The organism is Litoreibacter meonggei (genome assembly GCF_003663885.1).
Taxonomy (GTDB): domain Bacteria; phylum Pseudomonadota; class Alphaproteobacteria; order Rhodobacterales; family Rhodobacteraceae; genus Litoreibacter; species Litoreibacter meonggei.
In genome coordinates this window covers 524601-548199 of the sequence record NZ_RCCE01000002.1, presented here as the reverse complement: position 1 = coordinate 548199, position 23599 = coordinate 524601, and the positions used below count along the sequence as shown (strand labels likewise).

At 58.8% G+C, this 23599-nt stretch carries 21 protein-coding genes; 7 read left to right on the top strand and 14 right to left on the bottom strand.

Annotated features, from left to right (window positions below; all coding sequences use genetic code 11):
• Positions 1-46: 46 nt before the first annotated feature.
• Entirely contained in the window at positions 47-604 is a 558-nt protein-coding gene (locus tag BCF46_RS07460) for a cytochrome c oxidase subunit 3 (protein ID WP_245989884.1), read from the top strand.
• A gap of 2 nt (positions 605-606) precedes the next feature.
• The gene (locus BCF46_RS07455; protein ID WP_121023080.1) at positions 607-876 is read left to right on the top strand and encodes a cytochrome C oxidase subunit IV family protein; all 270 of its coding nucleotides are present in this window, start codon (positions 607-609) and stop codon (positions 874-876) included.
• Positions 877-935: 59 nt separating this feature from the next.
• Here BCF46_RS07455 and BCF46_RS07450 read toward each other — a convergent pair whose 3' ends face one another.
• The 10 genes from BCF46_RS07450 to BCF46_RS07405 all read right to left on the bottom strand — a co-directional run bounded on the left by BCF46_RS07450 (position 936) and on the right by BCF46_RS07405 (position 11286).
• The gene (locus BCF46_RS07450) at positions 936-2009 is read right to left on the bottom strand and encodes a BMP family ABC transporter substrate-binding protein (protein WP_121023079.1); all 1074 of its coding nucleotides are present in this window, start codon (positions 2007-2009) and stop codon (positions 936-938) included.
• Between the two features lie 38 nt (positions 2010-2047).
• Entirely contained in the window at positions 2048-2992 is a 945-nt protein-coding gene (locus tag BCF46_RS07445; protein ID WP_121023078.1) for an ABC transporter permease, read from the bottom strand.
• Positions 2983-3273, bottom strand: a complete 291-nt coding sequence (locus BCF46_RS07440; protein ID WP_121023077.1) for a hypothetical protein — start codon at positions 3271-3273, stop codon at positions 2983-2985. Before BCF46_RS07440 ends, BCF46_RS07445 begins: the two co-directional genes overlap by 10 nt.
• Entirely contained in the window at positions 3273-4358 is a 1086-nt protein-coding gene (locus BCF46_RS07435; protein ID WP_121023076.1) for an ABC transporter permease, read from the bottom strand. The genes BCF46_RS07440 and BCF46_RS07435 overlap by 1 nt, the downstream gene beginning before the upstream one ends.
• On the bottom strand, positions 4355-5902 hold the full coding sequence (locus BCF46_RS07430; RefSeq protein ID WP_121023075.1) for an ABC transporter ATP-binding protein: 1548 nt from the start codon (positions 5900-5902) through the stop codon (positions 4355-4357). Before BCF46_RS07430 ends, BCF46_RS07435 begins: the two co-directional genes overlap by 4 nt.
• The gene (gene xdhC / locus BCF46_RS07425) at positions 5902-6831 is read right to left on the bottom strand and encodes a xanthine dehydrogenase accessory protein XdhC (protein WP_121023074.1); all 930 of its coding nucleotides are present in this window, start codon (positions 6829-6831) and stop codon (positions 5902-5904) included. The genes BCF46_RS07430 and xdhC overlap by 1 nt, the downstream gene beginning before the upstream one ends.
• Positions 6828-9107 carry a xanthine dehydrogenase molybdopterin binding subunit gene (gene xdhB, locus BCF46_RS07420; RefSeq protein ID WP_121023073.1) on the bottom strand — a complete coding sequence of 760 codons (2280 nt, stop codon included), beginning with the start codon at positions 9105-9107 and terminating at the stop codon, positions 6828-6830. Before xdhB ends, xdhC begins: the two co-directional genes overlap by 4 nt.
• The gene (locus tag BCF46_RS07415; protein WP_121023072.1) at positions 9104-10459 is read right to left on the bottom strand and encodes a xanthine dehydrogenase small subunit; all 1356 of its coding nucleotides are present in this window, start codon (positions 10457-10459) and stop codon (positions 9104-9106) included. Before BCF46_RS07415 ends, xdhB begins: the two co-directional genes overlap by 4 nt.
• A 126-nt stretch (positions 10460-10585) precedes the next feature.
• Positions 10586-10888, bottom strand: coding sequence for an ArsR/SmtB family transcription factor (locus BCF46_RS07410; RefSeq protein WP_121023071.1), 303 nt, complete (start codon positions 10886-10888; stop codon positions 10586-10588).
• Between the two features lie 80 nt (positions 10889-10968).
• A complete protein-coding gene (locus BCF46_RS07405) occupies positions 10969-11286 on the bottom strand; it encodes a hypothetical protein (RefSeq protein ID WP_121023070.1) in 318 nt (105 codons plus the stop codon).
• Between the two features lie 131 nt (positions 11287-11417).
• On the opposite strand from BCF46_RS07405, the gene dnaE reads away from it, so the two are divergent.
• Positions 11418-14915, top strand: coding sequence for a DNA polymerase III subunit alpha (gene dnaE / locus BCF46_RS07400; protein WP_121023069.1), 3498 nt, complete (start codon positions 11418-11420; stop codon positions 14913-14915).
• A 6-nt stretch (positions 14916-14921) separates the two neighbouring features.
• Here dnaE and BCF46_RS07395 read toward each other — a convergent pair whose 3' ends face one another.
• A complete protein-coding gene (locus BCF46_RS07395; protein WP_121023068.1) occupies positions 14922-15125 on the bottom strand; it encodes a SlyX family protein in 204 nt (67 codons plus the stop codon).
• Positions 15126-15227: 102 nt separating this feature from the next.
• Here BCF46_RS07395 and hisS point away from each other — a divergent pair, with 102 nt between their 5' ends.
• From hisS to hisG, 3 genes are read left to right on the top strand one after another with little or no spacing between them, the layout of a single operon-like run.
• Positions 15228-16715 (top strand): histidine--tRNA ligase, encoded by a 1488-nt coding sequence (gene hisS, locus BCF46_RS07390; RefSeq protein WP_121023067.1) that lies wholly within the window; start codon positions 15228-15230, stop codon positions 16713-16715.
• 1 nt (position 16716) lies between these two features.
• On the top strand, positions 16717-17748 hold the full coding sequence (locus tag BCF46_RS07385; RefSeq protein WP_121023066.1) for an ATP phosphoribosyltransferase regulatory subunit: 1032 nt from the start codon (positions 16717-16719) through the stop codon (positions 17746-17748).
• Entirely contained in the window at positions 17745-18443 is a 699-nt protein-coding gene (gene hisG, locus BCF46_RS07380) for an ATP phosphoribosyltransferase (RefSeq protein ID WP_121023065.1), read from the top strand. Before BCF46_RS07385 ends, hisG begins: the two co-directional genes overlap by 4 nt.
• On the opposite strand, the gene BCF46_RS07375 is transcribed toward hisG, so the two are convergent.
• Complete coding sequence (locus BCF46_RS07375; protein WP_121023064.1) at positions 18420-18842, bottom strand: DUF1489 family protein; 423 nt, start codon at positions 18840-18842, stop codon at positions 18420-18422. The genes hisG and BCF46_RS07375 overlap by 24 nt on opposite strands.
• 63 nt (positions 18843-18905) lie before the next feature.
• Here BCF46_RS07375 and BCF46_RS07370 point away from each other — a divergent pair, with 63 nt between their 5' ends.
• Entirely contained in the window at positions 18906-21179 is a 2274-nt protein-coding gene (locus BCF46_RS07370) for an adenosylcobalamin-dependent ribonucleoside-diphosphate reductase (RefSeq protein ID WP_121023063.1), read from the top strand.
• 26 nt (positions 21180-21205) lie between these two features.
• Here BCF46_RS07370 and BCF46_RS07365 read toward each other — a convergent pair whose 3' ends face one another.
• Together BCF46_RS07365 and BCF46_RS07360 are read right to left on the bottom strand one after the other, a co-directional pair.
• Positions 21206-22312, bottom strand: a complete 1107-nt coding sequence (locus BCF46_RS07365; protein ID WP_121023062.1) for a CaiB/BaiF CoA transferase family protein — start codon at positions 22310-22312, stop codon at positions 21206-21208.
• Positions 22312-23475, bottom strand: coding sequence for an acyl-CoA dehydrogenase family protein (locus tag BCF46_RS07360; RefSeq protein ID WP_121023061.1), 1164 nt, complete (start codon positions 23473-23475; stop codon positions 22312-22314). Before BCF46_RS07360 ends, BCF46_RS07365 begins: the two co-directional genes overlap by 1 nt.
• Between the last annotated feature and the right edge of the window lie 124 nt (positions 23476-23599).

Below are 23599 nucleotides of genomic sequence, written 5' to 3'. Positions count from 1 at the left end.
GATTAGGTCAAGCATGCTCGGACAAAGAGAGGCGCAAGGGCCACCCATGACAGAACAAACATCACAAAATTTGCTTGAGGAGTTGCCGGGCGACCTGATGATGTGGGTATTGATCATCAGCGAGCTTTTGATCTTCGGTGCTGGTCTCGTGGTGTTTTTGTCGCTGCGCATAAGTGACCCTGCGGGCTTTGCCGAGGCACAGTCGCAGCTTCATCGCACTGGCGCGGCCCTCAATACCATCATTTTGATCACAAGCGGCTATCTGGCCGCGATAGGTTTGCGTCTAAATTTGGCGGCCCAACGCGGGGCGGCGCGGCTGGCTCTGATTGCGGCGGCGGCTTTGGGCGTAGTGTTTCTTATCATCAAATTGGCCGAATACGCCGACAAGGCCGCGCAGGGGATCACCTATGACACACACCCGTTCTTCATGTTTTACTACCTTCTCACGGGGTTCCATGCGGCGCATGTGATTGCAGGGGTTTTGGTTCTGTTGCTTGTCGCATGGCGCGATACGCCTGAGAACATCGAGATGGGGGCCGCCTTTTGGCATATGGTCGATCTGGTCTGGGTCCTGCTTTTTCCCGTTATTTATTTGCTGGCCTGAGCATGATTAAATCTGATGCCCTCACCCGTGCGTGGGTTGTTCTGATTGCGCTGAGCGGCCTTTCCGCAGTGGTATCGACAATGATGGATCGCGGTTTTGATACGCGCATCATGGGCAGCGTTGTATTGGCTTTGGCGTTGATGAAAGCGCGCATTATTCTGTCGCGTTATCTTGGCCTTGCCGACGCCCCGTCGTGGCGCAGGGGCTTCAATCTGACGCTGACGCTGTTTTGCCTGTTGTTGCTTGGGCTGTATCTGTTTCCGCAACTCTGAAGCCCACAAAAAAGGCCCGCGATTGCTCACGGGCCTTTGTAGCTTTTCTAGGTCTGACCTTAGTTAGGAATGTCGCCTGTAATGCCTTCGACATAGAAGTTCATGCCAGCAAGCGTGCCGTCGTCAGCGGTCTCGCCTTCAGCCAACCAATCGGAACCGTCCTGTTTCTTTAGCGGGCCGGTGAACGGGTGGTAGGAGCCGTCGGCAAGGCTGTCTTTCAGTGCGAGGGCCTCGGCCTTCACGTCGGCTGGAACAGCGTCCGAGATTTCGCCGATACCAACCATGCCCGGGCCAATACCGTCCCAAGTGTCGGTGCTTTCCCATGTGCCATCCATCACGGCTTTTACGCGCGCAATGTAGTAGGGGGCCCAATCGTCGATGATCGAGGACACACGTGGCAGCGGGGCGTATTCCGACATGTCGGACGCCTGACCAAAAGTGATCACGTTGCCGGCCTTTTGTGCCGCAGCTTGTGGGGCCGTGGAGTCGGTGTGCTGCAAGATCACGTCTGCGCCTTGCTCGATCAATGCAGTTGCGGCGTCGGCCTCTTTCGCAGGGTCAAACCATGTGTAGGCCCATACGACGCTGAATTCGACGTCAGGGTTCACCTTCTTGGCGTGGATATAGGCGGAGTTGATGCCACGGATAACTTCCGGGATTGGGAAGGACGCGATGTAGCCGACCTTGTTGGTCTTGGTCATTTTGCCCGCGATGTGGCCCTGAACTGCGCGGCCTTCATAAAAACGGGCAGAGTATGTCGAGACGTTGTCGGCGCGTTTGTAACCGGTGGCGTGCTCGAACTTCACGTTCGGGAATTTCGCTGCGACCGCGTTGGTCGGGTCCATGTAGCCAAACGAGGTGGTGAAGATCAGGTCAGCGCCCGACAGCGCCATTTGGGTAATCACGCGCTCAGCGTCGGCCCCTTCAGGGACGCTTTCTTGGAAGATGGTTTCGACCTTGTCGCCGAACTCGGCTTCGACGGCCAAACGGCCTTGATTGTGTTCATAAGTCCAGCCGCCATCGCCGACGGGGCCGACGAAGATGAAGCCAACCTTGGTTTTATCTTGCGCGTAGGCTGCGCCGCTTAATGCTAGAGCTGCAACGGCCCCTGCCAGAATTGTTCTGCGTTTCATTTATGGTATCTCCCCAGGGTTAAAACTAATTAGTGGCCTCACTGTGAGGCATGGAATGCACGACCAAGACAGGCGGGCGCGGCGAGTGACGCGCGACCCTTTTTGCCTTTACGTGGCGCGGACATGATGACCAGCACTGCGATGGTTATCAGATATGGCGACATGGACAAGTATTCGACAGGAATTGAGAAGCCCGCGGCCTGCAAATTGAGCTGCAATACGGTCACCCCGCCGAAAAGGTAGGCACCTAGCAGAACACGTAGCGGCCGCCAGCTTGCGAACACCACAATGGCCAATGCGATCCAGCCTGCACCCGCCGTCATGCCCTCGGTCCATTGTGGCACGCGGATAAGGCTCAGATACGCCCCACCCAAGCCTGCGCAGGCCCCACCGAAACTGATCGCAAGCAGCCGCACGTGGATGACTTTGTAGCCAAGCGCGTGCGCCGCGTCGTGGTTTTCTCCGACCGCGCGTAGGATCAGTCCGGCGCGGGAGTATTTTAGAACGGCCCATATCGCCACACAGAGTGCCAATGTCAGGTAAACCATAAGGTCGTGGTTAAAGAGTACCGGCCCAAAGAAAGGGATGTCGGAAAGCGGGCCGAGGTTCAGCTTTTCTACGGCCGGGGGGCGAATACCCACGTAGCCTTGACCGATTAGCGATGATAGCCCGAGACCGAACAGAGTCAGGGCAAGGCCTGTGGCAACTTGGTTCGAGAGCAAATACTGCGTCAGGATGCCGAAGATTAGCGACAACAGCGCGCCGCCGATCGCCGCAGCGATGAAGCCCAGCACCGGAGACCCTGTTTCGACTGCGATGGCGAACCCGCAGATGGCACCGGTGATCATCATCCCCTCGACCCCGAGGTTCAGGACGCCGGATTTCTCGACGACGAGCTCGCCAAGTGCGGCCAAGAGGATTGGCGTCGCGGCGACCATGAGGGAGGCGAGGAGCAGGGTTGGGGAGATTGCACTTAGGTCCAATGAACACCGCCAATCGCGAGGCAAATTGCACAGGTTGCAGCTAATCCTGAGATCAAGCCGATACCCATTAGTCGGACATGAGCCATATGACCTTTAACATTGCGCAACTTGTGCCTTACCGATGGGACAAACAACGCCAACGCGGCAATACCAACAATCAGCGCAATGTGGGAAAGCACAAAAACAAACCCCGCGCTCCCGCCGTTTTCCATATGCATCATCCACGGCAACATGAGTCCCATCATACCACCCATCAGCAATGGAGCTTTATGAACTCGCATTATGCAATCCCTCTTTTGCCAAATCTGATCCGGTAGTTCGTCAGCACGTCGACCGCCAACAAGAAAAACAGCAGCATTCCCTGAAACGCCTGAATAGCGGCTGTTGGGACACCCAGCATAAAGCTCGCCAATTCCCCGCCGATATATGTCAGCGCCATCAGCAGCCCAGCCAACAAAATGCCAAATGGGTTCAGGCGACCAAGGAAAGCCACAATGATTGCCGTGAAACCATAGCCGACGTTGAAATCGATACTGATTTGACCTGCTGGACCCGAAACTTCGAACAATCCGGCCATACCTGCGAGCATACCTGAAACGCCAAGGCAGAACAGGATTAGGCGCGCAGGCTCCACCCCGCCAAAGCGCGCGGCCTTGGGGGCTTGGCCGGCAAGGCGAATGTGGAATCCCATCATGTGTTTGGAGAACAGTACATAGGCGAAGATCACTGCCACGATGGCCGCAACAACCCCCCAATGCGCGCCGGAGCCGGGAAGCAATTCAGCGTTAAAAGCCGAAGGATATTCCTTCAGATTGCGCGATCCGGGGAAGCCGTTGCCTTCAGGGTTGCGCAAGGTCCCAAGCGCCATGGAAGCAAGGATGAACTCCGCCACGTAGACCAGCAACAAGGACACCAAAATTTCGTTAGTGTGGAACTTGACCTTCAGGATGCCGGGGATCATCGCCCAAGCCAAACCACCCAAAGCGCCTGCAATGACCATCAGCGGAAAGATAAAAAAGCTCTCGGTCGGATAGAAGGCCAGGCCGACTGCCGCGCCGCAGATGGCGCCGATGATGTATTGCCCCTCTGCCCCGATATTCCACACGCCTGCGCGAAAGCCGACGGACAGACCAATCGCAATCAGGATCAACGGCGCGGCTTTGACCAGAAGTTGAGGGCGTGAGAACGCCGCGAATTGCTCATTGAACAGCGGGTCCCAAAAGATCGTGCGAATGGCCTCGAACGGGTCTTTGCCGAGGATGGCGAACATGAAGCCACCGGCGATCATAGTTGCAATCACCGCTAAGACTGGCGTGATGGCAGTCCACAGCTTCGACGGTTGCGGGCGTTTTTCAAGAGTGATCATGCTGTCACCTCGGCTGCAGGCTCAAGATCATGAGCGCCGCCCATCATTAGGCCAATTTGGTCGACGGTCAGCCCGGCTGCTTCGACGGGCGGGCTCAGACGTCCCTCGTTCAGCGCAGCAAAGCGGTCGGAAATTTCCATTAACTCGTCGAGATCTTGGCTAATAACAACGATCGCGGCATCTTCAGCTGCAAGGTCCAACAGGGCTTGCCGGATGGATGCCGCAGCAGACGCATCAACGCCCCATGTGGGCTGGTTGACCACCAACACTGCGGGTTTTTGAAGAATCTCGCGCCCAATCACGAACTTCTGCAAGTTGCCACCCGATAAGGCTCGTGCTGCAGTATTTGGCGAGGGGGTGCGTACGTCGAATTCTCTGATGATATGTTTGGCAAAGTCGCGGGTCTTACCCCAGTCGATCATACCTTTGTGTTCTAATTCTTGCCGGGCCGAGCCGGACAAAAGTGCGTTCTCGGTCAGCGACATATCAGGGGCTGCGGCGTGTCCCAATCGCTCTTCGGGCGCAGAGAGCAAGCCCAATGCTCGGCGCGGGTTTGGACCTTGGTCGCCGATCGGGATACCGGCAAGGCGGAGTTTGGCATTTTCCACCAGGATTTCGCCCGCGATCACGGCGCAAAGCTCCTCTTGGCCGTTACCCGCGACACCACCTATGCCAAGAATTTCACCTTTCTGAACGGACATGTTGATGCCCTTCAGCGATGTTCCGAACGCTGTGCGGGCGGGAACATCAAGCGCTTCGATTTCAAGGGCGACATCTTGCGGAACGCGAAGGGCTTTCTGCGGCACATGCAGCGTTTCGCCCACCATCATTTCAGCCATAGCGCGCGCGGTTTCTTGGCGCGGATTGCAGGTGGCAACTTTCTTGCCCAACCGCAGAACCGTGGCATGGTCACAAAGCGCGCGAATTTCTTCGAGCTTGTGGGAAATGTAGAGGATCGAGCAGCCCTCGCCCCGCAGTTTTTCGAGGGTTTGGAACAGGATGGCGACCTCTTGTGGTGTCAGCACCGAGGTCGGCTCATCCATGATCAGCAGTTTGGGGTTTTGCAGCAGGCAGCGGATGATCTCGACGCGTTGGCGTTCGCCCGCGGACAGATCGCCAACCAACTGGTCGGGGTCCAAGGGCAGGCCATAGTTATGCGATACCTCGCGGATGCGGGTTGCAAGATCGCGCATCTTGGGCGGATGTTCCATTCCTAACGCGATGTTTTCGGCCACATCCAAGGCCTCGAACAGCGAGAAATGCTGGAATACCATGGCAACGCCGGACGCGCGTGCTGCGCGCGGTTCGGATGGGGCGTATGGCGTTCCCTTAAAGGTCATGCTGCCAGCGTCGGGTTTCACCAAGCCGTAGATCATTTTCACGAGTGTAGATTTACCAGCACCGTTCTCACCCAGCAGGGCGTGCACTTCACCGGGGCGGATGGAAAACGAAACATTGTCATTGGCGACAACGCCGGGATAGGCCTTGGTGAGACCCTCAATTGTCAGCAGGTCTTCACCCGCGCTAGTCAAGCGCTCATCCATCAAACCGCGACATCCTTCCCCAAGGTCTCCGTCTGCATAGACATCAGTAGCTCAGATGCAACGCCCACCGCAATGGCCTGGGGGTGTTTCCCAAGAACCGGTTGACCGATTGGACATCGTATGCGCGCGATTTGGGCGTCCGTATGGCCAAGCGCCTGAAGTCTTGACCTGAAACGGGTCCATTTGGTGGCCGATCCAATCAATCCAGCGGTCGCGAAGCCATGTGATAGAAGCCGATGGCAAAGCTCGAGGTCAAACGCATGCGAGTAGGTCAGAATTAGGTGGTGGGCTTCTAGCGGGGCACAATGCGCGGCGTCTGGAATGTTGATGGCTGTCAACTCTGTGACGGACGATTGGATGTCCTGATTTTCGGGGAAGCGATGCGGCCCGCTATCAATCCACGTGATGTCGAAGGCTTGCGTGGGGGCAAGGGTGCTCACGATTGCACGCCCGACATGACCCGCGCCCCAGACCCAAAGGGGCGTACGCGCCGGTTGAACAGGTTCAAAAAGCCACCCGTTCTCGAACACCAAACCTTCGCCCGATCCATTGCGGGTGTTTGCTATAGCGCGCGCTATCGCCATCGGTTGTGCTGCATCGCCGTCAACACGTCGGGCGAAGCTGGTTTCGATATCGGGCATCTTTGTAAAAACTTCAGTGGCTAAGGTCACGGCTCCACCGCAGCATTGTCCTAATGATGGCCCAAGGGGGACACGGGTGATAGTCGGGGTCGTTCTCTTTAACGCTAGTCGCGCGGCTTCCAGTTCAAGTGCGCCACCGCCGATGGTTCCAGATTGCCCGCCCTCCCAGACCAGCATGGATGCGCCGGTCTCGCGTGGACTGGAGCCTTGATGCGCCACAATCACTACGCGTGCTACGTGGCCATGTTCCGCCAGCGCATCGCGCAATCCAGCCGCATCGAAGCTCATCCGCGTAACCTCTGGCAGGCCATCAAGACTCGCTCTGCGGTGGCAGGAGCATCAAGGTCGGGATAGGCGTCGCCACAGGCCGCTATCGCGTTGGACAATGCGGACCACGCTGAGATGCCGTGCATAAGTGGTGGCTCTCCGACGGCTTTGGATTTGAACACAGTCTCTGCGCGGTTTTCTCCGTCCCAAAGTGCTACGTTGAAAACTTCGGGGCGGTCTGAGGTGGCGGGAATTTTGTATGTCGAAGGGGCGTGGGTTTTTAAGTTACCTCTGGCGTCCCAGATCAATTCTTCGGTCGTCAACCAGCCTGCGCCCTGCACATAGCCGCCCTCAATTTGGCCGATATCCAAAGCTGGGTTTAGGGAGCGCCCGCAGTCATGCAGAATATCAGCCCTCAGGATACGGTTTTCGCCAGTGAGTGTATCGATCACCACTTCAGTGACGGCTGCGCCGTATGCGAAATAGAAGAATGGGCGACCATGGCCTTTGATGCGGTCCCATTGCACATCGGGTGTGGCGTAAAAACCGGTGGCCGACAGGGAAATACGGTTCTGGTAGGCTTTGGAGACGGCCTCGGCGAAGCTCAACTCTTGCTTGTCAAAACGGACCAGGCCGCCCTCAAAAACGACCTCTGAGTTCGACAGGAACTTGGCCACGCGCGCTTTGATTTTTTCGCAGGCATTCAACACGGCCATGCCGTTTAGATCGGAGCCTGATGAGGCTGCTGTCGCGGATGTATTGGGCACTTTACCGGTGTCGGTCGCCGTGATTTTCACGACGTCCAATGGCACTCCAAAGCACTGCGCGGCCACTTGCGCCACCTTGGTAAACAACCCTTGCCCCATCTCTGTGCCGCCATGGTTCAGATGGATCGAGCCGTCTTGGTACACATGCACCAAAGCACCCGCTTGGTTGAGGTGGGTGAGCGTGAACGAGATGCCGAACTTTACGGGCGTCAAAGAAATCCCGCGTTTCAACACGGGATTTTTGTCGTTCCATTCAGACACGGATCGACGCCGCGCTTGGTAGTCAGATGACACCTCTAAAGCATCCACCATCTCGCGGACGATGCTGTCGGTGACCTCCATCCCGTAAGGCGTGGTCTGGGATTTCATCTTGGCAGAAATATTCCCGCCGGAGGCATAAAAATTTTCGCGGCGCACCTGCAACGCATCCAATCCTAAATGATGCGCGATATGGTCCATGACCCGCTCGATCCCGACAACTCCTTGCGGCCCGCCAAAACCTCGGAAAGCCGTGTTGCTTTGGGTGTTGGTCTTTAACCGGTGCGAGGTGATCCGTGCATGATCCAGATTATACGCATTGTCGGCATGCAGCATGGCGCGATCTGCTACAGGCAAGGACAGGTCCTGCGCCCAGCCGCAGCGGGCATAATGCACAAAGTCCACCGCCTGTATGCGTCCGCGGGCATCAAAACCCACGTCATAGTCAATGCGAAACTCGTGGCGCTTGCCCGTGACGATCATGTCGTCGTCGCGGTCATAGCGCATTTTGACCGGTACGTGATGCTTCTGCGCGACCACTGCGCATGCCACACACAGTGCGTTGCCTTGGCTTTCTTTACCCCCAAAGCCGCCACCCATCCGGCGCACTTCAACACGGACCGCATTCATCGGACGACCTAGGGCTTCGGCCACTTTGTGTTGGATTTCCGTTGGGTGTTGAGACGAGGCATGAACCACCATGTCGCTGCCTTCTTGCGGGACGGCGAGGGCTGCGTGGCCCTCCAGATAAAAGTGCTCTTGGCCGCCGATCTCGAAGCTGCCTTGAACGCGGTTGGTGGCCTTGCCCAGCTGCGCCTCGGCATCGCCTTTGGTGTAGATGCGCGGGCCGTCCTCGAAGCGGGAGTTGGCGGCCATCGCCTCATCAATCGTCAGGATTGGCGTCTGCTCGTTGTATGCGACTTTAGCCAGCCGAGCGGCTTTGCGGGCAGCAAGGTGGGAGGTCGCAACAACAAGGAAGATTGGCTGGCCAAGGTAGTGAACGTCGCCCGTGGCCAGCAATGGTTCGTCGTGGTTCGAGGGGCTGACATCGTTGTCATGAAGCAGATCGCCTGCCACAAGGACATCTACGACGCCGTCGGCAACTCGCACGGCGTCGAGATTAACCGCGGTGATTGCCCCTTTGGCAATGGAACTCAGACCAGAGGCTAGATACAGCGTACCGCGCGGCGTCGGAATGTCGTCCGTATAGCGCGCGGCGCCTGTGACATGCAGCGGGCCAGCATCATGGGCCGTGTTCTTGCCGACGCTCATGGGCGCACCTCCAGCACGGAGGCGGGAATACCGAGGCTTTCTACATAGACGCGACGTAGCATGTTTTGCGCGGCTTGCATGCGGTATTCGGCGGATGCGCGCATGTCACTCATCGGGGTGTAGTCTTTGCCGAAGCCATCCAGAGCGACCTCCATGTTTTCTTCGGACCATGCTTTCCCGATCAACGCCTTCTCGACATTGAAGGCGCGTTTGGGGGTTCCGGCCATGCCGCCAAATGCAATGCGTGCCTTTGCGACGGAGCCGCCCGCGACCACAACGTTGAAACATCCGCAAACCGCCGAGATGTCTTGATCAAAACGTTTGGATAACTTGTAGCATTTTAACGTGTCACGTTGCTTGGGGATGGTGACAAATTCTACGAATTCACCGTCTTGGCGGTCTTGCTTGCCGTATTCAATGAAGAAATCTTCTAGCGGCATCTCGCGCCGTGTGTCGCCCTTGCGCAAATGCAGCGTTGCCCCAAGGGCTATAAGTGCGGGCGGGCCATCCCCGATGGGGGAGCCGTTGGCGATATTGCCGCCGATGGTGGCCGCGTTGCGCACTTGTGTGGAGCCGTAACGGCGTAGCATTTCGGCAAAGGACGGGTAGAGCGGTTTAACCGCTTCTAGAACTTGAGTAATCGTACAGGCCGCGCCGATGCGCAGGCCGTCTTCGGTCTCTTCAATCTGTTGCAGGTCGGCGCAGCGTCCGGTGAAGGCCACTTTGTCCAACTCGCGCAGCTGCTTGGTGATCCAAAGGCCCACATCTGTTGCCCCGCCTATCAATGTCCCGTCGGGGTTTGCCTCATACCATGTCGCCAACTCGTCCGAACTATCGGGCATCGGATAGGGGGCATCAGCTCCGATGGCACTGTCGTTCATCCAGTCTGGTACATCTTCGGTGGATGCAGCTTCTGCCGCGCGAATAATTGGCGCGTAGCCCGTGCAGCGGCACAGGTTGCCGGCCAGTTGGTCGTTGTAATCAGTGGCCCCATTTTTGTGAGCCGCCGCCATGGTGGTGACAAAACCCGATGTGCAAAAGCCGCATTGGGATCCGTGGTGCTCGACCATTGCGCGTTGCACCGGGTGCAGGTTGCCGTTTGGTCCGGCAATCCCTTCAACCGTCCGCACTGCACGGCCGGATAGTTGGGGCATGAACAAGATGCAGGCATTCATCGCCTGCGCCACGCCGTCTTCATTGGTCACAATAACGGAGCACGCTCCGCAGTCGCCTTCGTTGCAACCTTCTTTGGTCCCCGTCATCCCACGTCGTTCGCGCAAAAAATCAAGCAACGTCTCGGTGGGGCCGACCTCGGCCTCCACGGTCTCTCCGTTCAGAAGAAACGTTAGCATATGGAATTATTCCTGCCGCGTTACCTGTTGGGTGTCCCCAGTAGCGTGCCTTCGATGCGACGTAGAAGGCAGGCGGGATTTTGATGCTGACAAGGAAAGCGCAAGAAAACCCTTTTGGCAAGCATTTCAGTTTCTGGGCTCGCTGGTTTGCGCTTCCCAAGCTTGCCGTTGCCATTCCAACCATCCCTGCAAGGGAATGAGCGCGTTGGGCTCCATCCAGCAAATGCGCTGACGGCCTTCCTTGCGGGTGACGATGATGCCACCCGCTTCCATTATCTTGATATGTTGTAAGAATGACGGGAGTGCCATGTCATGTGGCGCGGCCAGTTCTTTGACCGCGGCGGGCCCATGGGCGAGCCGTTCGATGATGGCACGTCGGGTCGGATCGCCGAGGGTCGCAAATAAGATGTCGAGCGAATGGTTAGCCATGCGCCTAAGTTACAAGGGCGTGCAGATCCAGCAAGCAGAATCTCTTTAGAGTGCAAAGAGATTCTGCCGTGGAAGGATTTCTAGAACGGCAAGAAGCCGTCAGTCAGGTCGTAAGGTTTCACCGCCATGAGGGGTTGGTCGCCCTCGTAGGAGAAGACAAAGATGTGTGCTTGATCGCTGGCCAGTGTGATGCGGCAGAATACAACGTCGGTGTCGAACTGCTTAGGGCAACCTTCTAGGTCTGCATGCTCGACCGAAGCCTCAAAGACTTCATAGGTAAATGCGCCGTCGGGAAGGAAGGTCGTGTCGCCAGAATGGGCTTTGTCATCTGCGCCAGATGCAAGTGCTGATGTGGCCAGAGTTATCGAGAGTAGAGAGATGAGTGATAGGCGTTTCATATTCTGAGTCCTTTTGTAAGATATACATTTCTTATTAAAACACTCAGAATTATACAAGCGGCCTTTTTTGCCACGTGTTGATACCTGTTTTCGGGGTTTTCGATCGGTCGGCGTGACCCTAGTGTGGTGCCATGAGCAGCTCCCCCCGATTCATCCACCTTCGCGTCCATTCCGAGTACTCACTGCTGGAAGGGGCTTTACGCCTGAAGAAATTGCCGGGACTTTGCGCCGCCGTGGGAATGCCTGCTGTTGCTCTGACCGACACCAATAATATGTTCGCGGCGCTGGAGTTTTCCGAATACGCGTCAGAGGCGGGTGTCCAGCCGATCATCGGGTGTCAGGTAGACCTGACCTACGAAAAAGCGGCTCAAGGCGAACGCCCCCGCGATCCGGCTCCAATCGTGCTATTGGCCCAAAGCGAACGCGGTTATGAAAACCTGATGAAGCTAAACTCCTGTCTGTATATTGATGCGGGCGGGGCGTTGCCGCAGGTTTCCGTCGAAGAACTCGATATTTATAACGATGGCCTGATCTGCCTGACGGGCGGACCGGATGGCCCAATCGGGCGACTGCTGAGAGCAGGACAAACTCCGAAAGCGGACGCATTGATGCGCGATCTGGCGCGAATTTATCCCAACCGTCTCTACGTGGAATTGCAACGGCATCCGGTGGACGGAGGCTTGCCCGAAGCCGAACAAAAGTCGGAGCGCGGCCATGTTGAAATGGCCTATGCGATGGGGTTGCCCTTGGTGGCAACCAACGACGCTTACTTCCCCAAGCCGGATATGTACGAAGCGCATGATGCGTTGATATGTATCTCGGAAGGGGCTTACGTTGACCAACAAGAAGGCCGCCGTCGTCTGACGCCGCAGCACTACTTCAAGTCGCCGCAAGAGATGGCAACTTTGTTTGCCGACCTGCCCGAGGCGCTGGAGAATACAGTCGAAATCGCACAGCGCTGCGCGTTTAAGGTCTACAAACGCGACCCGATCTTGCCGAAATTTGCGGATGATGAGGTCGTAGAGTTGCGCCGTCAGGCCCAAGAGGGGCTAAAGGCTCGGCTGGCGGTGATCCCGCATGCGGCACCCGTGGAGGAATACGAGGCACGGCTGGAATTCGAGCTGGGCATCATCGAAGGCATGGGCTTTCCCGGTTACTTCCTGATCGTGGCCGACTTCATCAAATGGGCCAAGGATCACGACATACCTGTAGGCCCCGGTCGCGGCTCCGGTGCGGGCTCGCTGGTGGCCTACGCGCTGACGGTCACCGACCTTGACCCGCTGCGCTATTCCCTGCTGTTTGAGCGGTTCCTGAACCCTGAGCGGGTCTCCATGCCCGACTTCGATATCGACTTCTGCATGGATCGCCGCGAAGAGGTGATCCGCTACGTCCAAGAGAAATACGGCCGTGACAAGGTGGGGCAGATCATCACCTTCGGGGCGCTGTTGTCCAAGGCCGCCGTGCGCGACGTAGGCCGCGTTTTGCAGATGCCTTACGGGCAGGTGGACCGCCTGTCGAAGATGATCCCGGTCGAGGGCGTGAAGCCTGTGTCGATTGAAAAAGCCTTGGCGGACGAGCCGAAACTGCGCGAAGAGGCGAAGAACGAAGAGGTCGTAGCGCGGCTTCTGGACTACGGCCAACAGGTCGAAGGCCTGCTGCGCAACGCCTCGACCCACGCGGCGGGCGTGGTGATTGGCGACCGCCCACTGGACCAGTTGGTGCCTCTCTACCAAGACCCGCGCTCCGACATGCCTGCCACCCAGTTCAACATGAAGTGGGTGGAGCAGGCGGGGCTGGTCAAATTCGACTTTCTGGGCCTGAAAACCCTGACCGTTATCCAGAACGCCATCGACCTGATTATCCCATCGCGGCCACTTCATGTGGATGCCGACGGCAACACATTGTTCGAGCCGCCCGCAGGTGCAGAGAACGACATCGGGGCGATCCCGCTGGACGACAAGAAGTCTTACGACCTCTATTCCGCCGCCAAGACCGTTGCGGTGTTCCAGGTGGAAAGCTCCGGCATGATGGATGCGCTGCGGCGCATGAAACCCACTTGTATTGAGGACATTGTGGCTTTGGTGGCGCTGTATCGCCCCGGTCCGATGGAGAATATCCCGACCTATTGCGAGGTGAAGAACGGCACAAAGGAGCTGGAGTCCGTCCACCCCTCCATCGACCATATCTTGGCCGAAACCCAAGGCATTATCGTCTACCAAGAACAGGTTATGCAGATCGCGCAGGTCATGGCGGGCTACTCGCTCGGCGGCGCTGATCTGCTGCGCCGCGCGATGGGTAAGAAGATCAAAGAGGCCATGGACGCCGAGCGGCCCAAATTCGAGAAAGGTGCCAAGGAAAACGGCGTCGACGCTAAGAAGGCCCGCGAGGTGTTCGACCTTCTGGAGAAATTCGCCAACTACGGCTTCAACAAATCCCACGCGGCGGCCTATGCGGTGGTCAGCTACCAAACCGCGTGGCTCAAGGCGAACCACCCTGTCGAGTTCATGGCGGGGGTGATGAATTGCGATTTGCACCTGACCGACAAGCTGGCCGACTATTTCAATGAAATCACCAAGAAGATGGATTTGGAGGTGGTGCCGCCCTGTGTGAACCGCTCCGAGGCGATGTTTACCGTGGGCGACGGCAAGGTCATCTACGCGCTTGGCGGGCTGAAAAACGTGGGTGTGGAGGCGATGAAACTGGTGACCGAAGGGCGCGGCGATACCCCGTTCACCACGCTCTACGATGTGGCGCGTCGCGTGGATTTGAAACGCGTGGGCAAGCGGCCGCTGGAAATGCTGGCGCGCTCGGGCGCGTTTGATCAGCTCGACCCCAACCGCCACCGTGTCTTCGCGTCGCTGGACGGCTTGGTAAATTATTCCGCCGCTATTCACGAGCAACGCAATTCGAACCAAGTGTCCCTGTTTGGTGAGGCGGGGGATGACCTGCCGGAGCCGCGCCTGTCGCCGGTCGAAGACTGGTTGCCAGCCGAGCGCCTGATGGAGGAATTCAAGGCCATCGGCTTCTACCTGTCCGGCCACCCGCTCGACGATTACATGCTGATCTTGAAGCGCAAGGGAGCCATGACCCTGACCGAAATCGCACTGCGCGCCCAAGGTGGGCCGTTCGTGGCGATGCTTGGGGCAAATATCGCTGGGCGTCAGGATCGAAAGTCTGCACGCGGCAATCGGTTTGCTTTTGTGCAGGGGTCTGACCCGACGGGGCAGTTCGAGGTCACGGTGTTCTCTGACACACTTGAGAAATCCGGTGATCACTTGGTGACTGGAGCTAACGTCGTACTGACCGTTGAGGCCACTTTGGAGGCCGAGCAGCTGAAACTGCTGTGCCGTGGGGCGCAGCCAGTGGATGGCGCGGTGGCGGATGCCGGATCTATCGGCTTGAAGATTTTCGTCGAGAACGACAGCGCAATCACCGCGATTGCGTCGGTGCTGGAACGCTCCGGCCAAGACCCGAAAATCCGCGCGCGCGGGCCGGTGTCCTTGTGCCTGATGTCGCCGGGCTTGCCGGGGGAGGTGGAGGTGTCACTTGGCGACCGCTTCGCCGTGAACCCGCAAGTCAAGGGCGCGATCAAGTCGCTCAGTGGCGTGGTGATGGTGGAAGAGGTTTAGGCCGGCCTACCAATGCGGCGGGCGTTGGTCGGCCAAAACGGCGCTGCCTCCCACGTCTAGTTCCGCCTCCGCCGAGCGTTGCATCAGCATTTCCACGCGGCGGGTCAGGGTGGCGATCTCGGTTTCCTGACGGGCCACGATGTCGGACATATCTTCGACCGAGCGGGTCAGATGGGCGATTTTCTCTTCCAGCTTCGTCGTGTCAGTCATGGGAACCTCCGGTTTTCATGTCGCAGATATGGCGCTTTGCTTGCCCCCGCAAGGGCTGCGGGGTAAAGGCTGGGCCAAACAACGCAAGCAGGACGTCTCGTCATGGCCAAAGTAAAAAAGCAGCCGCGCCCCAAGGCCGTCACCCCGAAAGGGTTTCGCGACTACTTCGGCGCGGAGGTCACGCAGCGCAAGGCGATGCTGGACAAGATTTCCGAGGTCTACCAGCTCTACGGGTTTGAGGCGCTGGAAAGCAGCGCGGTCGAGACCGTGGAGGCGCTTGGCAAGTTCCTGCCTGACGTGGATCGCCCCAACGAGGGTGTGTTTGCGTGGCAAGAGGATGACGACGCCGATTGGCTGGCCTTGCGCTACGATCTGACGGCCCCTCTGGCCCGCGTCTATGCGCAGTTCCGCAATGATCTGCCGACGCCCTATCGCCGCTACGCGATGGGTCCGGTCTGGCGCAACGAGAAGCCCGGTCCGGGACGGTTTCGCCAGTTCTATCAGTGTGATGCGGACACGGTCGGGGCGTCTTCAGTGGCAGCAGATGCCGAGATTTGCGCGATGCTGGCTGATACGTTGGAGGCGGTCGGGATTGAGCGCCGCGACTACATTGTGCGCGTGAATAACCGCAAGGTTTTGAACGGTGTCATGGAAGTGGCTGGGGTGTTGGACCCGTCCGACCCGGACAAATTCGTGACCGAGCGCGGCATTGTGCTACGCGCCATCGACAAGCTGGACCGGCTTGGCGCAGACGGCGTGCGCGCCTTGCTGGGTGCTGGTCGTGAAGATGATAGCGGCGACTTTACAAAGGGCGCTGGCCTAAGCGACGAGCAAGCCGAGATTGTGATGGGCTTCATGCAAGCTAAACGCGACAGCGGTGCTGCGACGGTGGCACGGCTCAATGAGCTGGTAACTGGTTCCGAGACAGGTGCTTCTGGTGTGCAAGAACTGGAAACCATAGCAGAGTTGATGGCGGCTCAGGGCTATAACTCAGATCGCATCGAGATCGACCCAAGCGTGGTCCGTGGCCTCGGCTACTATACCGGCCCCGTCTATGAAGCGGAGCTGACCTTCGAGATCAAAGACGAAAAAGGCCGCCCGCGGCAGTTCGGCTCGGTCGCAGGCGGTGGGCGATATGACGATCTGGTCAAGCGCTTCACCGGTCAGGAAGTGCCCGCAACGGGGGTCTCCATCGGCGTCGACCGCTTGCTGGCCGCGCTGCAGGCGAAAGGCCGGATGACCAAAGAAACCGTTGGCCCCGTGATCGTCACGGTCATGGACCGCGACCGCATGGCGCATTACCAAAGTATAGTTGGTGAATTGCGGGCAGCCGGCATCCGCGCGGAGGTCTATCTGGGCAACCCGAAGAACTTCGGTAACCAGTTGAAATACGCCGACAAGCGCAATGCGCCGCTGGCGATCATCGAAGGCTCGGACGAGGCGGAGCGCGGCGTCGTACAGGTCAAGGACCTTGTACTGGGCGCAGAGATTGCCAAGACCGCGTCGCTTGAGGAATGGAAAGGCCAGCCTGCACAAAGTGAAGTGAAGCGCAGCGAGTTGGTCGCTGTGATCAAGAAGATGCTGGGCTGATATGGACCGCGTTCGCCAACAAACAGAGCGGCTGTCGCGCCTCTTTCGTGACGCAGGTGCTGTGCCTGTGGAAACGTCGGTGCTGCAACCTGCGGACACCTTGTTGGACCTTTACGGCGAAGACATCCGCGCACGGGCTTATGTGACCTCAGACCCTGTTCTGGGCGAGCAGATGCTGCGGCCCGATTTTACCGTTCCCGTGGTGCAACGCCATATGGAAGAAGGCGCGGAGCCTGCGCGGTATACTTATCAGGGGCTGGTTTTTCGAAAGCAGGAGGCAGGGACGGGCCGTGCCTCGGAATATCTGCAAGTGGGCTACGAAGTGTTTGACCGTAGCGATCCCGCGGGCGCGGATGCGGAGGTGTTCGCCTTGTTTGCGGAGGCATTGCAGGGCGCTCCGGTGCAGGCGGAAACAGGCGACATTGGCGTTCTGATCGCAGCCGTTGCAGGGCTGTCGACGACCGAGCGACGGCGAGCGGCCTTGCTGCGCCACTTGTGGCGGCCCGGTCGGTTCCGTGCGCTTTTGGAGCGGTTCAGCGTGCCTGCGACCCGCGTTATCCCTGACATGCGGGCGGAGGTTCCGGAGATCGGCATGCGCTCCATCGCCGAGGTCGGAGCGCGGCTGGAGGCTTTGCGCGAGGACGCGCAAACGGCCCCGCTGGATGCGGTGGAGTTGCGGGCATTGCAGGCAATTCTGGAGGTGTCCGACATGGCCCCGACCGCTTTGGCAGAGCTGCGCAAGATTGCGCAGGACCTACCTGCGATCACGCCTGCGTTGGACCAGTTCGAGGCCCGCTTGTCTGCACTGGCCAAGCGCGGCGTGGACGTGGACGCTTTGCCATTTTCCGGCACCTACGGGCGCACCACGATGGAATATTACGACGGTTTCGTCTTCGGTTTTCATGCGGACAATCCGGTGCCGGTCGCCACAGGCGGGCGCTACGACGCGCTGACCCGCGTGCTGGGGCAGGGGCGCGAAATCCCTGCGGTCGGCGGCGTGATCCGGCCCGAATTGCTGGAGGCGCTGACATGATCAAGCTTGGCATTCCCTCCAAAGGGCGTCTGATGGAGGACACGTTCGCATGGTTTTCTGCGCGCGGTGTTACGCTCGCCCGCACCGGCTCTGATCGCGAATACGCGGCAGAAGTGTCGGGCGTGGAAGGGGTGTCGCTGGTGCTGTTGTCTGCGGGCGAAATCCCGCGCGAGATGGCGGCGGGGCGCATTCATTTGGGCGTGACGGGCACCGACATGGTGCGTGAGAAGATCCCGCTGTGGTCCGAGAAAATCACCCCTTTGGCGGAAATGGGCTTTGGCCACGCCGATCTGATCATCGCGGTGCCGAACTTCTGGGTGGATGTGGAGACCGTCGACGACCTCGACGCCGCCGCCGCCGCATTTCGCAAGGAACACGGGTTTCGGTTGCGTATCGCCACAAAATACCACCGGCTGGTGCGGGAATACCTGCAAGCGCATGGGGTGGCGGATTACCAGTTGGTCGACAGCCAAGGGGCGACGGAAGGCACTGTGGCGAACCTGACGGCGGAGGCTGTGGCGGACATCACCTCAACCGGAGCGACCTTGGAGGCCAACCATTTACGGATGTTGTCGGACGGACCGATCCTAGCGTCTCAGGCGACGTTGTTCGCGAGCAAGGCGGCGGACTGGACCGGATGCGATCTGGCCGGTTTGACGCGGGTGCTGGGCCTAGAGAATCCCGATATCGGCTAGGGCCGCGGACAGCTCCGGCGGCAGGGCGTCTTCCGTGGCGCGGCGGGCGGAGATGTCGGGCGGCGCGTCCTCGGGTTTGAGGTAGCGCCAGCCTTGGAACGGTTTTTTCAGAACCGGGGCAGTTCGGATCAGCTCCGGCTCGAACACCAACGCGCAGCGGCGGATACCGTCTTGGCCGATAACCTCATCCAATCGCAGCAATTTCTGGCGGGCTTGCACGACGCCTTTGATGACCCAATAGATGGAGCCGCCGTCCAGAAGTTCAGCTTCCCGCTTGGGCCACATGCGGGTGATGTGACGGGGCAAGCCATCGGGGCCTTTGGGACGCGGCGAATTGTGCCACGCTTGCAGGCTTTCTACCGATTCTGTGCCAACGCTTAGCTTGATGAGATTGATCATATCTATATATTGTATGCTTCCCGCTCCCGACTTCAATGCGATTCCAACCCCTAGGATGCCGATATGACCGCTTTCGCCGCCCCCATTGCCGAGCAAATCTGGGATATGAAGTACCGTTTCAAAGATGCAGACGGCACTCCGGTGGATGAAACCGTCGAGGACACGTGGCGGCGGATCGCCCGTGATCTGGCGAAGGTCGAGGATAACCCTGCGCAGTGGGAAGAGACATTCTACGACGCGCTTGCTGACTTCAAATACCTGCCCGCCGGACGCATCATCGCGGGGGCTGGCACCAAGCGGTCTGTGACGCTGTTCAACTGCTTCGTGATGGGCACGATTCCCGATGACATGGGAGGCATCTTCCAGATGCTGAAAGAGGCTGCGCTGACGATGCAGCAGGGTGGCGGGATCGGCTACGACTTCTCCACCATCCGGCCCAAGGGAGCGGATGTGAAGGGTGTGGCTGCGGATGCCTCCGGCCCGTTGTCATTTATGGATGTGTGGGATGCGATGTGCCGCACGATCATGTCCGCAGGCTCGCGCCGCGGGGCGATGATGGCCACCATGCGCTGCGACCACCCCGACGTGGAGCAGTTCATCGCAGCCAAGCAAGACGCCGCGCGTCTTCGTATGTTCAACCTGTCTGTTCTGATCACCGACCCGTTTATGGAAGCGGTTAAAGCGGATGGTCCGTGGGATTTGGTGTTTGACGGCAAGGTCTACAAAACGGTGCAGGCGCTGGATCTGTGGAACAAGATCATGCGCGGCACGTATGACTACGCGGAGCCGGGCGTGATCTTCATCGACCGGATCAACGCCGCGAACAACCTGTCTTACGTGGAGCAGATTGCGGCGACCAATCCTTGCGGCGAGCAACCTTTGCCGCCCTATGGCGCGTGTCTTCTTGGCTCGATCAATCTGGCGCGTCTGGTGGATCGCCCGTTTGAGGACGGCGCAGATCTGGATGAAGCAAAGCTGACCGAATTGGTGTCCGTCGCAGTGCGGATGATGGACAACGTGGTGGACGCGTCCAAGTTTCCGCTGGAGGATCAGGCGCGTGAAGCCCACGCGAAGCGCCGTATCGGGTTGGGGGTTACTGGCTTGGCCGATGCCCTGCTGATGGTGGGCTCGCGCTATGGCTCCGAGGAGGCGGCGCGTCTGACCGAGCGCTGGCTGCACGCGGTCGCCCGCGCCGCATATCTGGCTTCGGTGGATTTGGCGAAGGAAAAAGGCGCGTTTCCCCTGTTCGACGCGGACGCCTATCTGGCGTCAGGCACGATGCAAGCGATGGACGAGGACGTGCGCGACGCCATCCGAGACCACGGCATTCGCAATGCGTTGCTGACGTCAATCGCGCCGACGGGGACCATCTCGCTTTATGCGGGCAACGTGTCGTCGGGGATCGAGCCGGTGTTTGCCTACGCCTACACCCGCAAGGTCTTGCAGAAAGACGGCTCCCGCACCGAGGAAGAGGTGGTCGATTACGCAGTGCAGATGTGGCGCGACAAGTTCGGCGATGCCGAGTTACCGGAGTATTTCGTCAACGCCCAAACGCTTGCCCCGTTGGACCATGTGCGGATGCAAGCGGCGGCGCAGAAATGGGTGGACTCGTCGATCTCTAAAACTATCAACTGCCCGGAAGACATCAGCTTTAATGATTTCAAAGATGTCTACATGGAAGCGTGGGACACCGGCTGCAAAGGCTGCACGACCTATCGGCCCAATGCGGTGACAGGGTCAGTTTTGAGCGTCTCGGAGAGCGCTGACACGACCCCGTCCGAAAATCCGGAAACGGCCACGGATGGCGACGTGATCTACATGTCAGAGCCGCTGGACCGCCCCGCAGAACTAGAAGGCCAGACCTACAAGGTGAAGTGGCCGGACAGCGAGCACGCGATTTACATCACCATCAACGACATCGTGCTGAACGGCCACCGTCGCCCGTTCGAGGTGTTCATCAACTCCAAGAACATGGAACATTTCGCGTGGACTGTGGCGTTGACCCGCATGATCTCGGCTGTGTTCCGGCGCGGGGGGGACGTGTCCTTTGTGGTGGAAGAGCTGAAGGCCGTGTTCGACCCGCGCGGTGGTGCGTGGATGAACGGCAAATACATCCCCTCCATTCTGGCGGCGATTGGGGGCGTGATCGAGAAACACATGATCGCCACAGGCTTTATCGCGGGCGAGGGGATGGGCCTCAAAGTCGACCCCCACGCGCAAGTTGTGAATCTCAGCGGCAATCGCGGCCCGGCCTGCCCAAGCTGCGGCCAGTATGATTTGCGTATGGTCGAAGGGTGTATGACTTGCGGATCCTGCGGCCACTCTAAATGCGGTTAACGGGCTGACATCCAAAACCGTTGCGCTTAGGTGGCGGAAATATTCCCAAGCTCGGGAACTGTGCCGTAGGTGCGGGGCTCGCCGTGGGTAATTGGTGCGGGAGCGGGGATCGAGACAGGTCCGTTGGGTGTTTGCACGGTGATCCGCCGCAGATGTGGATGCGAGGACAGGTCCGCCATATCGTTCACGTTGGCCAATGCGACATCCGAGCGCAGCAAAGCCTGCGTTACCTCATCGACGGTCATCTCGGAGAATTTGGCCGCTATGAGCGCGTCGGTTTTCGTGCGGTTTTGCACCCGCGCCACATTGGTTGCAAATAAAGGATCAATGCCCAAGCGCTCGTCGCCTATGAATTCGCGACACAGGCGTCGCCATTCCCTGTCACTTTGCACGGAGATCAGGACGAGCTTTCCGTCCTTGGTCTCAAACACGCCGTAGGGGGCAATTGACGGATGCATCATGCCCTGCCGCGTCGGGCTGTTGCCGCCTTCGTGATTGAGCAAGGGCACAGTTAACCATTCGGCAATCACGTCGAACATCGACACGGAAATGCTGGCGCCGTTGCCGGTGATGCCACGCTGGATCAGCGCCTCAAGGATGGCGGCATGGGCGGTGGCGCCAGTGGCGATATCGACGACGGAAAGACCCACGCGGGACGGCTCTGACGGGCCGCCAGTGATGGAGCAGAGCCCCGATTCAGCTTGTATGAGCAGATCGTAGGCCTTGCGCTCCGCCATTGGCCCGCTTTCGCCATAGCCGTTGATTGCGCAGGAAATCAGGCGGGGGTAGGCCTGTGTCAATCGCTCCGTGCCGAAGCCCAGCCGGTTCAGAGCGTTGTGCTTCAAGTTCTGGATCAAGACGTCTGCCGTTCCAAGAAGCTCTTCAAGGGCGGCCTTGCCTGCGTCTGTCGCCAAGTCGCAAACCAGCGAGGTCTTGCCACGGTTGAGCCAGACGAAATAGCTCGACTGGCCTGCCGCAGCGGTGTCATACCCCCGCGCAAAGTCACCGCCGGGACGTTCGATTTTGATCACTTCCGCCCCCGCATCTGCGAGGCGGGCAGAGGCGAACGGGGCCGCCACCGCTTGTTCGATCGCGACGACCTTGAGACCTGACAGCGGTAGTTCCTGCGTCATCAGAACGACCTTGGCAGGCCAAGCACGTGCTCGGCGACATAGGACAGGATCAGGTTGGTCGAGATGGGTGCGACTTGATACAGGCGGGTTTCGCGGAATTTGCGCTCGATGTCATATTCGCAGGCAAAGCCGAAGCCGCCGTGGAACTGAAGGCAAGCATTGGCGGCCTCCCATGATGCTTTGGCAGCGAGGTATTTCGCCATGTTGGCTTGCGCGCCGCAGTCCTGGCCCGCGTCATAGCGGCGGCAGGCGTCGTAGCGCATCAGGTTGGCTGCTTCGATCTCTATGAAGGCTTCTGCGATGGGGAATTGCACGCCTTGGTTCTGACCGATGGGGCGTCCGAAAACGGTGCGCTCGCTGACATATTTGGTCACGCGGTCGGTGAACCAATACCCGTCCCCGATGCATTCTGCTGCGATCAATGTGCGTTCAGCGTTCAGGCCGGTCAGGATATATTTGAAGCCCTTGCCTTCCTCGCCGATCAGGTTTTCCTCGGGTATTTCCAGATTGTCGAAGAACAGCTCGTTGGTCTCATGGTTCACCATGTTCAGGATGGGCCGCACGGTCATGCCGTTTTGCATCGCCTCCTTGATGTCGACGAGGAAGATCGACAGGCCTTCGGATTTCTTCTTCACCTCTGACAATGGTGTCGTTCGGGCCAGTAGGATCATCAGATCGGAGTGTTGTACCCGGCTGATCCAGACCTTCTGACCGTTGATCACATAGCGGTCGCCCTTCTTGACAGCGGTGGTCTTCAGCTGCGTTGTGTCGGTGCCGGTTGTGGGCTCGGTCACGCCCATGGATTGCAAGCGCAATTCGCCGGAGGCGATGCGGGGCAGGTATTTCTGGCGTTGCTCTTCCGAGCCATGCCGCACCAAGGTGTTCATATTATACATCTGGCCATGGCACGCACCGGAATTCCCACCCGCGCGGTTTATTTCTTCCATGATGACAGAGGCTTCCGTCAGTCCAAGGCCGGAGCCGCCATATTCCTCGGGGATCAGGGCGGCCATCCAGCCCGCCTTGGTTAGCGCATCGACGAATGCTTCGGGGTAGCCGCGCTGTTCGTCGATCTTGCGGTGGTACTCGTCGGGAAATTCAGCACAAAGTGCCCGTATCGCATCGCGGATATCTTCAAATTCGTCATTGGTGTGTTGAAGCATAGTCACTCTCGTCGACAAGGGGGCTGAAATTCGCAAGGCTTGCGTATGGGGATCACTATGGCCCCCACCTTTCTGATACTGCAAACATATAAAGCCATCACAGCGTTATGGCTTTGCGCTATCG

Bases quoted from the DNA above. Each gene is read 5' to 3' on its own strand.
- BCF46_RS07410 (WP_121023071.1), bottom strand. From the start codon at position 10,888: ATGGCTAACCATTCGCTCGACATCTTATTTGCGACCCTCGGCGATCCG.
- BCF46_RS07430 (WP_121023075.1), bottom strand. From the start codon at position 5,902: ATGGATGAGCGCTTGACTAGCGCGGGTGAAGACCTGCTGACAATTGAG.
- BCF46_RS07460 (WP_245989884.1), top strand. From the start codon at position 47: ATGACAGAACAAACATCACAAAATTTGCTTGAGGAGTTGCCGGGCGAC.
- BCF46_RS07385 (WP_121023066.1), top strand. From the start codon at position 16,717: ATGGACCGCGTTCGCCAACAAACAGAGCGGCTGTCGCGCCTCTTTCGT.
- hisG (WP_121023065.1), top strand. From the start codon at position 17,745: ATGATCAAGCTTGGCATTCCCTCCAAAGGGCGTCTGATGGAGGACACG.
- BCF46_RS07365 (WP_121023062.1), bottom strand. From the start codon at position 22,312: ATGACGCAGGAACTACCGCTGTCAGGTCTCAAGGTCGTCGCGATCGAA.
- BCF46_RS07440 (WP_121023077.1), bottom strand. From the start codon at position 3,273: ATGCGAGTTCATAAAGCTCCATTGCTGATGGGTGGTATGATGGGACTC.
- BCF46_RS07375 (WP_121023064.1), bottom strand. From the start codon at position 18,842: ATGATCAATCTCATCAAGCTAAGCGTTGGCACAGAATCGGTAGAAAGC.
- dnaE (WP_121023069.1), top strand. From the start codon at position 11,418: ATGAGCAGCTCCCCCCGATTCATCCACCTTCGCGTCCATTCCGAGTAC.
- BCF46_RS07395 (WP_121023068.1), bottom strand. From the start codon at position 15,125: ATGACTGACACGACGAAGCTGGAAGAGAAAATCGCCCATCTGACCCGC.
- BCF46_RS07450 (WP_121023079.1), bottom strand. From the start codon at position 2,009: ATGAAACGCAGAACAATTCTGGCAGGGGCCGTTGCAGCTCTAGCATTA.
- xdhC (WP_121023074.1), bottom strand. From the start codon at position 6,831: ATGAGCTTCGATGCGGCTGGATTGCGCGATGCGCTGGCGGAACATGGC.
- BCF46_RS07370 (WP_121023063.1), top strand. From the start codon at position 18,906: ATGACCGCTTTCGCCGCCCCCATTGCCGAGCAAATCTGGGATATGAAG.
- hisS (WP_121023067.1), top strand. From the start codon at position 15,228: ATGGCCAAAGTAAAAAAGCAGCCGCGCCCCAAGGCCGTCACCCCGAAA.
- BCF46_RS07455 (WP_121023080.1), top strand. From the start codon at position 607: ATGATTAAATCTGATGCCCTCACCCGTGCGTGGGTTGTTCTGATTGCG.
- BCF46_RS07360 (WP_121023061.1), bottom strand. From the start codon at position 23,475: ATGCTTCAACACACCAATGACGAATTTGAAGATATCCGCGATGCGATA.
- xdhB (WP_121023073.1), bottom strand. From the start codon at position 9,107: ATGAGCGTCGGCAAGAACACGGCCCATGATGCTGGCCCGCTGCATGTC.
- BCF46_RS07415 (WP_121023072.1), bottom strand. From the start codon at position 10,459: ATGCTAACGTTTCTTCTGAACGGAGAGACCGTGGAGGCCGAGGTCGGC.
- BCF46_RS07405 (WP_121023070.1), bottom strand. From the start codon at position 11,286: ATGAAACGCCTATCACTCATCTCTCTACTCTCGATAACTCTGGCCACA.
- BCF46_RS07435 (WP_121023076.1), bottom strand. From the start codon at position 4,358: ATGATCACTCTTGAAAAACGCCCGCAACCGTCGAAGCTGTGGACTGCC.